This window comes from Streptomyces sp. enrichment culture (assembly GCF_964273255.1).
Classification (GTDB): domain Bacteria; phylum Actinomycetota; class Actinomycetes; order Streptomycetales; family Streptomycetaceae; genus Streptomyces.
In genome coordinates this window covers 5086926-5100588 of the sequence record NZ_OZ186835.1, presented here as the reverse complement: position 1 = coordinate 5100588, position 13663 = coordinate 5086926, and the positions used below count along the sequence as shown (strand labels likewise).

Sequence of the window (13663 nt, the reverse complement as noted above, 5' to 3'; positions counted from 1 at the left end):
GGTTCACCTGACGTCTCTTCCGCTTTTGTCCGGAAGACGATAGACGGCGGACCGCCGGGCCGCCTCCCGGTCCCACGACGCGGGCGCGCGGCGAGGGGACCGTCCCCGGCACCGGCGGGGCGCGGGCCGGACCCGGTCACCGGGACACGGCGAAAAGCCGCGCCGGGCCCGGGGCGCCCGGCGTATGTTGCTCGGCGATCGCTGGTGGGCGCAGGCCCTCATCTGACCGGAAGGCACGGGATCTTGAACGACGCGCAGCTGTGGCACGACGTGGACGACTACTTCGCCGGCCGGCTCCTCACCGACGCCCCCGACGACGCCCTGGCGGCCGCTCTGAGCGACAGCGAGGCGGCCGGGCTCCCCCCGATCGCCGTGGCCCCCACCCACGGCAAGCTGCTGCACCTCCTGGCCCGGGTGCAGGGCGCCCGCCGCATCCTGGAGATCGGCACGCTCGGCGGGTACAGCACCATCTGGCTGGGCCGCGCGCTGCCGGACGACGGGCGGCTGATCACCCTGGAGTACGACCCGCACCACGCCGAGGTCGCCACCCGCAACCTCGCCCGCGCCGGGCTCGCCGATCGCGTGGAGGTGCGGGTGGGCGCGGCCCGGGAGTCGCTGGACCGGCTGGCCGAGGAGGGCGCGGAGCCGTTCGACCTGGTCTTCGTCGACGCCGACAAGGCCAACAACCCGCACTACGTCGAGGGGGCCCTGAAGCTGACCACCGCCGGTGCGCTGATCATCATCGACAACGTGGTCCGCGGCGGCCGGGTCGCCGACCCGGACGACGACGCCCCCGACGTGACCGGCACCCGCGCGGCCCTCGACCTCATCGGCGGCCACCCGCGGCTGGACGGCACCGCGATCCAGACGGTCGGCGTCAAGGGCTACGACGGCTTCGCCCTGGCCCGCGTGGTGGCGTGAGCGACGGGGGCGGACGGGGAGCGGGCACCGGCGCGGGCGGGCCGGGCGGGCCCCGTGATCACACCTCGTGGTAGAAGCCCACGTTGACGCTGCGCGGCGCGGCGCGGTCCTGGATGACGACCTCGCCGCTCCCGCCCCGCGGCAGCGCGACGCTGCCGCCGTACGGGACGGGGTGGGCGTGCTCCCCGACGGTGATCCGGACCTCGGAGGACGGCTCCGGCAGGGATCCGCGCAGCCAGGTCAGGTGCCAGCCGCCGTCCTGCCCGCACTGGAACTCCAGGTGCACCCGGGAGACGAACAGCCAGTCGTCCGGCGTCGACAGCCGGCACACCGCCCGGTCGCGGCCCACCCGCAGCACGGTGCCCGGCTCGCTGGGCGCGTCGGCCATGAGCATCCCGGCCGTGGCGCCCTCTTCCGCCGCGGACACGGCGGCCATGGTGAGTTCGAGCACGTGCGCTCCTCCTGAGCAGTCCTGGCGGGCCGGTACGGTCCCGGCCCCCGGTGGCCGAGTCGGCCCGGTACGGCGGCCGGAACGGCTCGCTGCCGCCGCATGATAAAACGCCCGGCGGCACGGCGTCCGGCACAATGGGGCTCATGACCGAGCGGAAGCCACCGGGCGTCGACTTCGGGACCTGGGTGGACAAGCAGATCCGGGACGCCGAGCGCCGGGGGGAGTTCGAGCGGCTGCCGGGCGCGGGCAAGCCGCTGCCGCCGGACGTGGAGACCGCCTACGACGAGATGTGGTGGGTGAAGCGGAAGATGGCCCGCGAGGGCATCTCGTACCTGCCGCCGGGGCTGGCCCTGCGCAAGGAGGCGGAGGACGCCCTGGAGGCGGCCCTCGCGGCCCCCTCGGAACAGGCCGTGCGGAAGATCCTCACGGAGATCAACGCCCGTATCCGCGAGATGATGTACAAGCCGCCGCCCGGCCCCCCGCTGGGCAGGAAGCCGTACGACGTCGAGGACGTCGTACGGCAGTGGCGGGAGCGCCGGGCGGACGCGGGCGGGGCGGGCGGGTAGCAGCCGCCCCGGACGCCTCAGACGTGCAGCAGCCGCTCCGCCAGTTCGCGGTAGTCCCGCAGGGCGAGCCGCAGTTGCTCGGTGTCGGTCGCCGCGGCGGCCGGCTCCGGGGAGCCCTCCGCGGTCTGCCAGGACCGGCGCAGGGTGCGCCGCCGTTCGGTCACCGCCTCCGTGAAGCGGGCGGTGAGTTCCTGGAGCACCTGGTCGGCCTCCTCGACGGCTTCCCGCGGGGCGTCGACGAACCCGGAGACGGCGTGGTGCAACTGTGCGGTGAGCGCGTCGAGTTCGCCGTGCGGGAGCAGGGTTGCGCCGGAACCGTCGTGGCCCGGCCGGTGTCCCGCGCCCGGGGCGGATGCCGTGCGGCCGTCGCCGAAGGGGTCGGTTCCGGCGGCCGCGCCCGTCGCGGTCGGGTCGGCCGTGCGGCCGGTCGTCGCCTGCGGGCCGGACGGCTGCCCGTCGCCCGGCGTCGGGCCGGGGCCGGCCGTGCCGTCGGTGCGGCCGTACGCGTCGTCACGGGGGCCGGGGGTGCCGCCGTGCACGCCGGTGGTGCCGGTGGTGCCGGTGGTGCCGGTCGGGCCCGTGGCGGGATCGCGGTGGACGTCGGGGCCGTGGCCGGTTCCGGGGTGTCCGGTCAGGGGCCGGCGGGTCGTGTCGGACATGGATCAGCTCTCCTTCGCCTGGCGGCGGTGCAGCAGGGACGGCATCCGGGAGCCGCGTGCGGCCGGGGTCCGGTGTCCGCCGTCGTGGGCGGCGCGGTGGCGTCCGCCGTCGTGGCCGGACGTGTGCACCAGTTCCTCGAACAGGGCGCGGGCGTCGACCATGGCCTCGCGCAGCTCCTCGGTGCCGGCGCCGCCCTCGTGGGCGCCGTTGACGCGGGCCTGCGCCACCCGGTGCACGCGCCGGTAGCCCTCGACGTGGTGGGCGTGGTGCACGGACAGTGCGGCGAGCTGCTCCTCGTACTGGCCGCCGTCCGGGAAGCCCCGGGCTCCGGCGACTTCGGCGAGCAGCCGGTCCGCCTCGGCCACCGCGTCACCCGGCGAGTCGACGAACCGCTCCTGCGCGGCCGTCCAGCGCGCCTCGTAGTGTTCCCGCTCGGCGGGCTCCAACGGCCGTGCCCGCAGGTCGCCGTGGCGCTCCACGCGCGCGGCCAGTTCCCGTTCGGCCGCCTTCGTGTCCCCGTCGTGCCGGGCCACCGCCCGGTCGTACTCGGGGCCGAAGCGCCGCTTCAGGCCGACACCGTGCCGGGGACCGCGGGTGCGCTGCATCAGCAGGGCCGCGGCGACGGCGACGACCGCAACAATCACGATCAACGCAATGATCAGGCCAGTGGACATGAATGCCTTCCGGGTTCCGGTCCAACCGGCACTCCTCGCGAGCCGGTTCAGTTTTCCGGGTGTCCCGAAGCCCCTGCCACAAACCGGGCCGGTTCGCATCCCGGGAGCGGGAGGACACGTCCCCTATGGACGATTGCGGACCGGCGCGCGCCCCCCGCACGATACGTGCATGAACTGGACGGCGGCCCCCGAACCGTACGACTTCGCCGACGCGCTGGTCCTCTGGCGGGCGTACTACACCGAGGTCAGCGACCGTTGGTACCTGCTGCACGAGGGGCGCCGCACCGCGCCGGAGGAACGGGAGCGCGAGATCGCCGCCGTTACGGGCAGCGACCTCGCCCCGCCGACCGGGCGGCTGCTCGTCGGCCGGTACGCGGGCGAGGCGGCCGGCACGGCGGGCTTCCGTCTGCTCGGGAACGGCACCACCGCCGAGATGACGCGGGTGTTCGTGCACGCGCACCGGCGCGGCACCGGTGGCGCCGCGCTGCTCGTCCGGGCGGTGGAGGAGGCGGCCCGGGCGGCGGGGGCGACCCGGATGGTGCTCGACACCCGGACCGACCTCGTCGAGGCCCGGACCCTGTACGCCCGTCTCGGGTACGCCGAGACCGCACCGCACAACGCGGTGCCGACGGCCGAGCACTGGTTCGCGAAGACGCTGGGCTGACCGGCCGGACGCCCCGGCTCACGCCCGTTTCACGGAGTCCCCGCCCCGCGCCGTCTTCTGGCGTCCGCCGCGCCCCGCTCCCCCCGCCGCTTCACGGCGTCCGGGTCACCGCCCGTTCGTCGTGCGGGCGTTCGCTGCTGGAGCCGCAGAGCTCGTCGGTGAGTTCGTGGACCAGGTGGACCAGGTCGGTGGGGCGGTCCGGTCCCCACCAGTCGCCGAGGAGTTCGGCGAGGGACTCCTCGCGGGCCCGTGCCAGCCGTTCGGCGGCCTGCCGGCCCTCGTCGGTGAGGACGAGGCCGAGCCCCCGGCGGACGGCGAGGCGCCGTACCTCCACCTGGCGGGCGGCCTCGATGACCACGTCCAGCGGGACCGGGCTGCGTTCGGCGAGCAGGGCCGGCTCCACCTCGCCGTGCCGCCGGATCCGCAGCAGCAGCCAACTCGCCGCGGGCAGCAGGTCGTAGCCCGCGCGATCGGTGATGGTGCGGTAGATCTCGCGCCGCCCCTCGCGGGTGCCGAGCAGGGACAGCGCGCGGTACACCTCGTCGTACGACGAGCGGTGCACGGGGTTGCTGGCCAGGGTCTCGGTGCCGTCGGGGGCGGTGACCGAGCCGCGCAGCCTGTCCTCCTTGAGGAACCAGGCGAGGACGAAGCCGACGAAGGCGACCGGGGCGGCGTACAGGAAGACGTCGGTGATGGCGGTGCTGTAGGCGTCGACGGCCGCCGGGCGCAGCGCGGCCGGCAGGGCGGCGATGCCGCGCGGGTCGGCCTCCAGGGCCTCCACCGACGCGCCGGGCGGCAGCGGGGTGCCGCGGAAGGCGTCGAGCAGCTTGTCGTCGAGCCGGCCGGCGAAGATCGTGCCGAAGATGGCGACCCCGAAGGAGGCGCCGATGGACCGGAAGAAGGTCGCCCCGGAGGTGGCGACACCGAGGTCCTGGTAGGAGACGGCGTTCTGCACGATCAGCACCAGGACCTGCATCACCAGGCCGAGGCCGAGGCCGAAGACGAAGAAGAAGGTGCTCATCACGGCGGTGCTGCTGCCCGGGTGGAGCTGGTGGAGCAGGACCAGTCCGAGCGTGGTGACGGCGGTGCCGGCGAGCGGGAACACCTTCCAGCGGCCGGTGCGGCTGACGATCTGGCCGGAGCCGGTCGAGGCCAGCAGCATGCCGGCCACCATCGGCAGCATGTACACACCGGAGGTGGTCGGACTGACGCCCTTGACCACCTGGAGGAACGTCGGCAGGTAGGTCATCGCGCCGAACATGGCGAAGCCGATGATGAAGCTGATCACGGCGGCGAGGGTGAAGGTGCGGATGCCGAACAGCTTCATCGGAATCACCGGCTCGGCGGCCCGGCGTTCCACGGCCACGAAGGCGACGGCGAGGCCGGCTCCCAGCAGGGCCAGGCCGATGATCTGCGGTGACCCCCAGGCCCAGGTGGTCCCGCCGAGGGAGGCCACCAGGACGAGACAGGTGGCGACGGAGGCGATCAGGAAGGTGCCGAGGTAGTCGATGACGTGCCGGGAGGAGGCGCGCGGCAGGTGCAGCACCGTCGCGATCACGGCGAGCGCGACGACCCCGACGGGCAGGTTGACGTAGAACACCCAGCGCCAGCTCAGGTGCTCGGTGAACAGCCCGCCGAGCAGCGGCCCGAGGACGCTGGTGGTACCGAACACCGCGCCGAACAGGCCCTGGTAGCGCCCGCGTTCGCGGGGCGGCACGAGGTCCCCGACGATCGCCATGGACAGCACGATGAGTCCGCCGCCGCCGAGTCCCTGGAGCGCGCGGTACATGATCAGCTGGGCCATGTCCTGGGCCGCGCCGCACAGCACGGACCCCACCAGGAAGATCACGATGGCGATCTGGAACAGCTTCTTGCGCCCGTACTGGTCGCCCAGTTTGCCCCACAGCGGGGTCGCGGCGGTCGAGGCGAGGAGGTAGGCGGTGACCACCCAGGACAGGTGCTCCAGACCGCCGAGGTCGCTGACGATGGTGGGCAGCGCGGTGGCGACGATGGTCTGATCGAGTGCCGCGAGGAGCAGCCCGAGCAGCAGGGCGCCGATGGGGAGGACGATGCTGCCGGACACCCGTCCGGGGGCCTCGCCGCCGGACGCGGGTGCCGTCCCCCGGTCCGGGTCCGGGGGCGCCGTGCCCCCGCCGACGCCGTGCGGCGCGCCCGCCGCGCCCGCCGGGACGGGCCGGGCGGTGGCACCCGACGGCCGCCCGGCGCCGGGTGCGGGCTGCGCGCGGCCCGCGTCGTGGGTCGATCCGTGCCCGTCCCCGGCCATGAAGCCCTCCACAGAGTCCGGTATTCCTCCCCCATCGTGATCGGTGTGACCCGTTATGGCCTGTTGAGTCCTCCCGGAAGCCTGCATTCCGGGGGCTTGAGGGCCGCGGTGTGGAGATGATCTGCATAATCTCTGGAGTTCGTGAGGGGAGGGCTGACGCGTGGACCGACCGACGGGAACCCCGTGCCCTGAATGCGGCACGCCCAGGAACCGGGACAACACCCCCTCCTGCACCTGCACCGAGCGCGCCTCCGACGCCCTGCGCGACGCCCGCACGGCCGAGGCGGCGGCGGCCGAGGACTTCGACCCGCTCCGGATCCGGCCGTACGTCGAACTGGACGCACCGGCGGAGCGCCCGCCCGGAGACGCCCCGGCGCTTCCGGCGGCGGGTCCGGCGGGACGCCCGGAGGACGGTGCTGCGGGACGTCCGGTTCAACCAACGGCCGGGGTTCCGGGCGACGGTCCGGCGGCGGGCCCGGCGGGCGGCCGCGCGGGCGGTCGCGCCGACGGCCCGGTGGCGGGCGCCCTGCCGGGCGGCGGCGCCGTTCCGCGGGACGGCCGGCCCCGTCCGGACGCCGACGCCGACGCCGACGCCGACGCCACGATGACCCTGCGCGCCGTCACCCCGGACGCCCCGGACGCCCCGGGCACCCCGGCGGCGCGGACGTCACGGGCCGCCGGGGCGACCGGCGCCGGGCCGACGGAACCGCACGGACACGGTCCGGCGGCGACGCAGGGGCCGTCCGGCCCGTCCGGCTCCCCCGGTCCGTCCGGTGAGCCCGGTTCGTCCGGCCCCCCGGCCGGGGCCGCCGACGCCACGACCGTGCTCCCCGCGCCCCTCGCGGCCACCGACGCCACGACGGTGCTCCCCACGCCCCTCGCCCCGCCCACGTCGGAGCCGAGCGCCACCGACCTGCACCTGTTCGAGCACCCCCGTACCGCCGGACCGGCGTCCGGCGGTACGGGGGTCCCGCCGGAAGCCGCCCCCGCCGCCGCGCCGGGCCGGCGCCGCCGGACGGCGCTGATCTCGGCCGCCGGGGCCGTGGTCCTGGTGATCGGGGCGGCCGGCTGGGCCAGCGGCCTGTTCTCCTACGAGACGCCCTCGCGGGACGGCGCGCTGCCGGACGACGTCCGGGCGAGCGTGCCGGACGCCTCGGCGCCGCCGCCCTCCTCGGCACCGGCCACCGGTACGTCCCCGGCCGCCCCGACGTCCGCCTCGGCCTCCGCCTCCGCGTCGGGGAGCCCGAGCGCGTCCGCCTCGCCGTCCGCCTCGGAGTCGGCGTCCGCGGAGGCGTCGGCGAGCGCCTCGCCGTCGGCGGAACCGTCCGCGAGCGCCACGTCCGCCACCCCCGCGGAAGCCGCCCCCGGGGACGACGACGCCGAGGGGGGCGGCCAGGGCGCCGCCGGTCCGGTGCTGCGACGCGGCGACCGGGGTCCCGAGGTGGTCGAACTGCAGCTGAGGCTGCGTCAGCTGTTCCTGTACAACGACGACATCCACGGGCAGTTCAACCGGCGCGTCGAGGACGCCCTGCGCACCTACCAGTGGGCCCGCGGCCTCCGCGGGGAGATGGGCACCTACGGCCCGCAGACCCGGAGCCGGCTGGAGTCGGAGACTCGGCAGCCGTAGCCCGTCCGGCCGCGCCCGGCGGGGGCGGCCGGCCCGAGGCGGGGGCGTCGCGCCCCCGAACGGCCCCGGAGGCCCGCCCGGCGCCCGGCCCGGCGAGGTCAGCGCCCGGCCCGACGGGGTCAGCACCCCGCCCGACGGAGTCAGCGCCCGGTGTGTGCGGGTCCCGCGTCGGTGACGGTCAGCCGGAGCGTGCCGTCGGGAGCCGGCGCGACCCGCACCCCGGTCAGGTCGCGCACCGCGACGTCCGGGTCGAGGAAGGGCGCCCGGGGGCCGACGCCCACCACCCGCATCCCGGCGGCACGGCCCGCGGCGATCCCGGCGGCGGAGTCCTCGAAGACGACACAGTCGGCGGGGTCGACCCCGAGTTCGGCGGCCCCCTTGAGGAAGCCCTCGGGGTGCGGTTTGCTCGCGCCCACGGACTCCGCCGTCACCCGCACGTCGGGCAGGGCCAGCCCGGCGGCGGCCATCCGGGCGGTCGACAGGGCCACGTCGGCCGAGGTCACCAGGGCGTGCGGCAGACCGGCGAGCGAGGCGAGGAAGGCGGCCGCTCCCGGCACCTCGACGACGCCCTCGGTGTCGGCGGTCTCCTCGGCGAGCATGCGCGCGTTGTCGGCGTGGTTCTGCTCCATGGGCCGGTCCGGGAGGAGCAGCGCCATGGACGCGTAGCCCTGGCGGCCGTGGACGACCTTCAGGACCTCGTCCCCGTCCAGCCCGTGCCGCGCCGCCCAGCGCCGCCAGACGCGCTCCACGGAGGCGTCGGAGTTGACCAGGGTGCCGTCCATGTCGAGCAGCAGGGCACGGGCGGTGAGCACGAGGGGGGCCGTCATCGGCAGCTCCAGAAGACACGGGCCGGACTCCGGACGGATCGGACCGGGCCCCGGCGGGGGCTGGGGACAAGGCGGCCCCGCCCGCCGGTCAGGGAAAACGGGCGGGAGCCACTTTGTTCATCCACGGTACAAAATAATCCCTGGACCTGCCACCGATCCCCACCGGCTTCACCCTCCGTTCGCCGGACGTTCGCCCCGGGACCACCCGGCCACCCCGGGATGGCGCGGAGGCGGACCCGTGCGCCACGGCGTCCGGCCCACGGCGACCGCCCCGCGCCCTCGTGGCCGCCCGCGAGGGCCGGCACACGTCACGCCGTCGCCGCCTCCCACAGGCTCCACAGGCCGAGGCCCAGCATCAGCAGGGCCGCGATCCGCGTGATCAGCCGCAGCGGCACCCTCTTCATCAGGGCCTTGCCGCCGACGATGCCCAGCCCGGCCACCGACCACAGGGCCAGCACCGCGCCCAGGCCGACGGAGAGCGGGTCGTCGTAGCGGGCGGCGAGGTTGGCGGTCATGATCTGGGTGAGGTCACCGAACTCGGCGACCAGGATCAGCATGAAGCCCGCCCCGGAGACCTTCCAGAAGGACTGGTTCTCCGGCTTGCGGATCTCCTCCTCGTCCTCGTCCTTGCGGAACGTCAGCACGGCGGCGCCGCCCAGGAAGAGCAGGCCCGTGATCACCTGCACGAGCTGCTGCGGCAGCAGCGTGAGCACGCTGCCGGCGGCCACCGCGAGCGCCACGTGCAGGGCGAACGCGGCGGCGACGCCGGCGAACACGTACGAGGCGCGGTAGCGGGTGCCGAGGACGAGTCCGGCGAGCGCCGTCTTGTCGGGCAGCTCGGCGAGAAAGACGACGCCGAAGACGACGGCCGTCACGGTCAGGCTGATCAACGGTTCCTCAATCGGTCGGGACTGCCCCACCGAGAGTGCTGTGCGATTCCGCGACACCTCGGCACGGCAGTGCGCACGGCACCCGTACCGTGCGGCACGGGTGTGCACTGCATGCCGAAGGTCTCGCCGGCCCACCCACGCGGTCTCGCGGTGGTCGGCCTCCGGGCGCCGGCTCAGCGGGCTGAGCAGTATGTCGACGGTCCGGCGTAGGGCTACTCCCCTTCTGCGCCCTCCAGGGTACGCCACCCTCCGGCCGGACCCGCCGGGCCCTCCCGGCCCGCCCCGTCCGCACCCTCCCGGGCGTCGGCGCAGGGCCTCGGCCGGTCCTCACAGCCGAGCCCTTCCCAGCCCTCCCCAGCCTTCCCCGGCCCTCCCGGACTCCGTGCGGAGCCTCCCCGGCAACGTCCCCGCGGACATCCCCCGCAGCCGGCCGCCGGGACATCCCCGCGGACATCCCCGCGGAAGATTCACGTCTCAACCATAGACATGTCATGGGCGCGTCATTAGCTTCTCACCGGGCCCACCCCTCCCCGCAACCCGGCGTGGCGAGCATTCCCCTGCTCGTCTCCAACGCCCGCATCCCACAAGGGAGTTCGCATGCCCAAGGTCTACGCGCGTCGACGGCTCGGCATCGTCGCGGCGCTCACCGGACTCATAGCCTCCGCCGGGCTGTTCAACGGCCCGGCCGCCTCCGCGGCGCTCCCCACCCCGGTCAGCGCCGCCACCGCCCGCAGCTACCTCGCCTCGCTCCCGGTCCGCGCCGAGGACCGCACCGGCTACCACCGCGACCTGTTCCCGCACTGGAGCACGGTCAGCGGCACCTGCAACACCCGCGAGACCGTCCTCAAGCGCGACGGCACCAACGTCGTCACCAACTCCTCCTGCGCCGCGACCAGCGGCAGCTGGTACTCCCCCTACGACGGCGCGACCTGGTCCGCCGCCTCCGACGTCGACATCGACCACGTGGTGCCGCTGGCCGAGGCGTGGGACTCCGGCGCCGACGCGTGGACCACCTCCCGGCGCCAGTCCTTCGCCAACGACCTCACCCGCCCGCAGCTGATCGCGGTCACGGACAACGTCAACCAGTCCAAGGGCGACAAGGACCCTGCGGCCTGGATGCCCTCCCGCACCGCCTACCGCTGCACGTACGCGCGTGCCTGGGTACACGTGAAGTACTACTACGGCCTCTCGGTCGACTCGGCCGAGAAGTCGGCTCTGCAGAGCCACCTGGCGAACTGCTGACCGCAGCGTTCTCCCGCCGGCCTCCGTCGCTGCGTACCGTACGGGGCGACGGAGGAAGGGGTCTTCACATGGCCGGACTGCGACTCGGACCGCTGCTGCGGCACGTCGACGGCTCGTCCGCGACCGTCTGGGCCGAGACGAGCCGCCCGGGCACGGTCGACGTACGCTGCGCGGACGGGTCCGGCGGCCGGGCGGACACCTTCCAGATCGCCGGCCACCACTACGTGCTCGTCGAGGTGACGGGCCTGACCCCGGGCACGGCCGTGCCGTACGAGGTGCACCTCGACGGCACCCGCGTCTGGCCGCTGCCCGACGACCCGTTCCCCGGTCTCCCGCCGTCGGTCATCGCCACCCCCGGGCGGGCCGACGACACGCGCATCGCCTTCGGCTCCTGCCGCTGGGCGTCCCCGCCCACGGGTGAGCCCGACCCCGTCGGCCCGGACGCGCTGGACGCCCTCGCCGCCCGCATCGCGGCCGACCCGGGAGGCGAACGGCCGGACGTGCTGCTCCTGCTGGGCGACCAGGTGTACGCCGACGAGACCTCCGAGGCCACCCGCGCCTGGCTGGCCGCCCGCCGCGACCTGCGGGACCCTCCCGGCAGCCAGGTGGCGGACTACGAGGAGTACACCCGCCTGTACTACGAGAGCTGGCTCGACCCGAAGGTGCGCTGGCTGCTGTCCACCGTCCCCACCTGCATGATCTTCGACGACCACGACGTGATCGACGACTGGAACACCTCCGCCTCCTGGGTCGAGGACATGCGCGCCACGTCCTGGTGGCGGGAACGGGTGCTGAGCGGCCTGATGTCGTACTGGGTGTACCAGCACCTGGGCAACCTCTCCCCGCGCGAGCTGGCCGCCGACCCGGTGTACGCGGCCGTCCGGGCGAAGCCGGACGGCACCGACGTGCTGCGCGCGTTCGCCTCCGACGCGGAGGCCGACGCGACGACCGTCCGCTGGAGCTACCGGCGCGATCTCGGCCGGGTGCGGCTGCTGATGGTGGACAGCCGTGCGGCCCGGGTCCTCGCCGAGGGCGAGCGGTCCATGCTCGACCCGGGCGAGGCCGCCTGGCTGCGCGAGCAGGCCCTGGACGACCGCGCCTCCTGCGACCACCTCCTCATCGGCACGTCCCTGCCCTGGCTGCTGCCGCACCTGGTGCACGACGTCGAGGCGTGGAGCTCCGTGCTGTGCCGGGGCGACAAGGGGCCGCGCTGGGCGCGGTTCGGGGAGAAGCTGCGGCGGGCGGCGGACCTGGAGCACTGGGCGGCCTTCCCGGACTCCTTCGCCGGGCTGGGCGAGCTGGTCGCGGAGGCGGGCAGCGGCCCGGACGCGCCCGCCACCGTGTGCGTGCTGTCCGGGGACGTCCACCACGCCTACGTCGCCGAGCCCGCCTGGCGCGGGCGGCGCGGCCCGGACGCACGCGTGGTGCAGCTGACCTGTTCCCCGGTGCACAACTCCGTCCCGATGACGATCAAGCTCGGCTTCCGCTTCGGCTGGAGCGGCCTCGCCCGGCTGCTGGGCCGCGCCTTCGCCCGCCACGGCGGCTGCGGGCGCCCGCCGGTGTCCTGGCGCCGGACGGGCGGCCCCTGGTTCGGCAACCAGCTGATGACCCTGACGGCGCGGGGCCGCGCGGCCACCCTGCGCCTGGAGCACGCCCGCACGGAGGAGTCCGGGGCGCGCCTCGCAACGATCATGGAGACGGACCTCACCCGCTGAGAGCCGCCGGGGCCGCCGGGGCCGCCGGGGCCGCCGGGGCCGCCGGGGCCGGTACCGGACCGCGACCGCCCGGCGCCGTCGGACCGCGACCGCCCGGCCGTCGGCCTCACCGCCCACCGGGGCACGTCCCCACGGCCGCCCTCGGGGGCCGCACCCGGTCACCCCGGCCTGCCGCCGTCCCCCACCGCATCGCCTGCGGGCGCCCCGGCGATGCGGAACGTGCGAGCCCCCCGTGACCTTCTCGTCACTCGCCCGGCGTACGCTGTATGGCTGTCTGTCATTGGCCACTCCTGCCACTCCTGCCGCTCCCCCCGCGACAGCGCGGCACGGTCTGGCCCCACGGGGGAGCCACGGGAGTTTCGGGTGGAGAGTTTCGGGTCGCTGATCGGCAGCCCATGGATCTACGCAGTGGTGGCCCTGTCGGTGCTGCTGGACGTGTTCCTGCCCGTGCTGCCCAGCGGGGTCCTGGTGATCACCGCCGCCACGGCGGCGGCGGCGAGCACCGCGACCGGCGTCCCCGACATCATGGCGCTCGTCCTCTGCGCGGCCACCGCCTCCGTCCTGGGCGACCTGGTCGCCTATCGGCTCGCCTGGCGCGGCGGCGCCCGGTTCGACCGCGCGATCGCCCGCTCCCGGCGGCTCACCGGCGCGCAGGAACGTCTCGGCGCGGCCCTCGCCAGAGGCGGCGGCGCCCTGGTGATCCTGGCCCGCTTCGCCCCCGCGGGCCGCTCACTCGTCTCCCTCGGTGCGGGCGCCGCCCGGCGCAGGGCACGGGAGTTCCTTCCCTGGTCGGCGCTGGCGGGCCTGTTCTGGGCCGGGTACAGCGTGGCGCTCGGCTACTTCGGCGCCCACTGGCTGGGCGCCACCTGGCTGGCCACGGCGGTGTCCGTGGGCGCGCTGTTCGCGGCGGGCGCGGGCGCCGGGTACCTGGTGCGCAGACGGCCGCGGGCCACCGAGGCGTCGTAGCGCCGGGACCCGGCGGCCGGACGGCACCGGCTCACGTCCCACGGCTCACCGGCGGCCACCGCACCGCACGCCGACCGCACCGCACGCCGGCCGCACTGCCCGAGCGGTACGCCACCCGTGGGACCCGCGCTCCACCGCGGCCACGGTGTGTCCGCCCCGCGGGCCCTTGTCACGCA

13 protein-coding genes are annotated in these 13663 nt (G+C 75.3%); 7 read left to right on the top strand and 6 right to left on the bottom strand.

Annotated features, from left to right (window positions below; all coding sequences use genetic code 11):
• Positions 1–243: 243 nt before the first annotated feature.
• Entirely contained in the window at positions 244–921 is a 678-nt protein-coding gene (locus ACSU53_RS22110) for an O-methyltransferase (protein ID WP_437030267.1), read from the top strand.
• A gap of 58 nt (positions 922–979) precedes the next feature.
• Here the strand turns inward: ACSU53_RS22110 and ACSU53_RS22105 are convergent, their stop codons facing one another.
• On the bottom strand, positions 980–1372 hold the full coding sequence (locus tag ACSU53_RS22105; protein ID WP_437030265.1) for a hypothetical protein: 393 nt from the start codon (positions 1370–1372) through the stop codon (positions 980–982).
• Positions 1373–1515: 143 nt separating this feature from the next.
• Here ACSU53_RS22105 and ACSU53_RS22100 point away from each other — a divergent pair, with 143 nt between their 5' ends.
• On the top strand, positions 1516–1938 hold the full coding sequence (locus tag ACSU53_RS22100) for a DUF1992 domain-containing protein (RefSeq protein ID WP_437030264.1): 423 nt from the start codon (positions 1516–1518) through the stop codon (positions 1936–1938).
• A gap of 17 nt (positions 1939–1955) precedes the next feature.
• Here the strand turns inward: ACSU53_RS22100 and ACSU53_RS22095 are convergent, their stop codons facing one another.
• The gene (locus tag ACSU53_RS22095) at positions 1956–2597 is read right to left on the bottom strand and encodes a hypothetical protein (RefSeq protein ID WP_437030262.1); all 642 of its coding nucleotides are present in this window, start codon (positions 2595–2597) and stop codon (positions 1956–1958) included.
• Between the two features lie 3 nt (positions 2598–2600).
• On the bottom strand, positions 2601–3272 hold the full coding sequence (locus ACSU53_RS22090) for a hypothetical protein (RefSeq protein ID WP_437030260.1): 672 nt from the start codon (positions 3270–3272) through the stop codon (positions 2601–2603).
• A 169-nt stretch (positions 3273–3441) separates the two neighbouring features.
• On the opposite strand from ACSU53_RS22090, the gene ACSU53_RS22085 reads away from it, so the two are divergent.
• Positions 3442–3936: a GNAT family N-acetyltransferase gene (locus ACSU53_RS22085; RefSeq protein ID WP_437030259.1), complete on the top strand. Its 495-nt coding sequence runs from the start codon at positions 3442–3444 to the stop codon at positions 3934–3936.
• A gap of 91 nt (positions 3937–4027) precedes the next feature.
• On the opposite strand, the gene ACSU53_RS22080 is transcribed toward ACSU53_RS22085, so the two are convergent.
• Positions 4028–6220, bottom strand: a complete 2193-nt coding sequence (locus ACSU53_RS22080; protein ID WP_437033336.1) for a DHA2 family efflux MFS transporter permease subunit — start codon at positions 6218–6220, stop codon at positions 4028–4030.
• A gap of 160 nt (positions 6221–6380) precedes the next feature.
• Between ACSU53_RS22080 and ACSU53_RS22075 the strand changes: the two genes are divergently transcribed.
• Positions 6381–7847, top strand: coding sequence for a peptidoglycan-binding domain-containing protein (locus ACSU53_RS22075; RefSeq protein WP_437030258.1), 1467 nt, complete (start codon positions 6381–6383; stop codon positions 7845–7847).
• A 140-nt stretch (positions 7848–7987) separates the two neighbouring features.
• On the opposite strand, the gene ACSU53_RS22070 is transcribed toward ACSU53_RS22075, so the two are convergent.
• Both ACSU53_RS22070 and ACSU53_RS22065 read right to left on the bottom strand, forming a co-directional pair.
• On the bottom strand, positions 7988–8674 hold the full coding sequence (locus ACSU53_RS22070; RefSeq protein WP_437030256.1) for an HAD-IA family hydrolase: 687 nt from the start codon (positions 8672–8674) through the stop codon (positions 7988–7990).
• A 308-nt stretch (positions 8675–8982) separates the two neighbouring features.
• Complete coding sequence (locus ACSU53_RS22065) at positions 8983–9564, bottom strand: TMEM165/GDT1 family protein (protein ID WP_437030254.1); 582 nt, start codon at positions 9562–9564, stop codon at positions 8983–8985.
• Between the two features lie 597 nt (positions 9565–10161).
• On the opposite strand from ACSU53_RS22065, the gene ACSU53_RS22060 reads away from it, so the two are divergent.
• The 3 genes from ACSU53_RS22060 to ACSU53_RS22050 all read left to right on the top strand — a co-directional run bounded on the left by ACSU53_RS22060 (position 10162) and on the right by ACSU53_RS22050 (position 13487).
• The gene (locus ACSU53_RS22060) at positions 10162–10806 is read left to right on the top strand and encodes an HNH endonuclease family protein (RefSeq protein ID WP_437030252.1); all 645 of its coding nucleotides are present in this window, start codon (positions 10162–10164) and stop codon (positions 10804–10806) included.
• Between the two features lie 68 nt (positions 10807–10874).
• Complete coding sequence (locus ACSU53_RS22055; protein WP_437030251.1) at positions 10875–12521, top strand: alkaline phosphatase D family protein; 1647 nt, start codon at positions 10875–10877, stop codon at positions 12519–12521.
• Positions 12522–12884: 363 nt separating this feature from the next.
• The gene (locus ACSU53_RS22050; RefSeq protein ID WP_437030249.1) at positions 12885–13487 is read left to right on the top strand and encodes a DedA family protein; all 603 of its coding nucleotides are present in this window, start codon (positions 12885–12887) and stop codon (positions 13485–13487) included.
• Positions 13488–13663 lie beyond the last annotated feature (176 nt).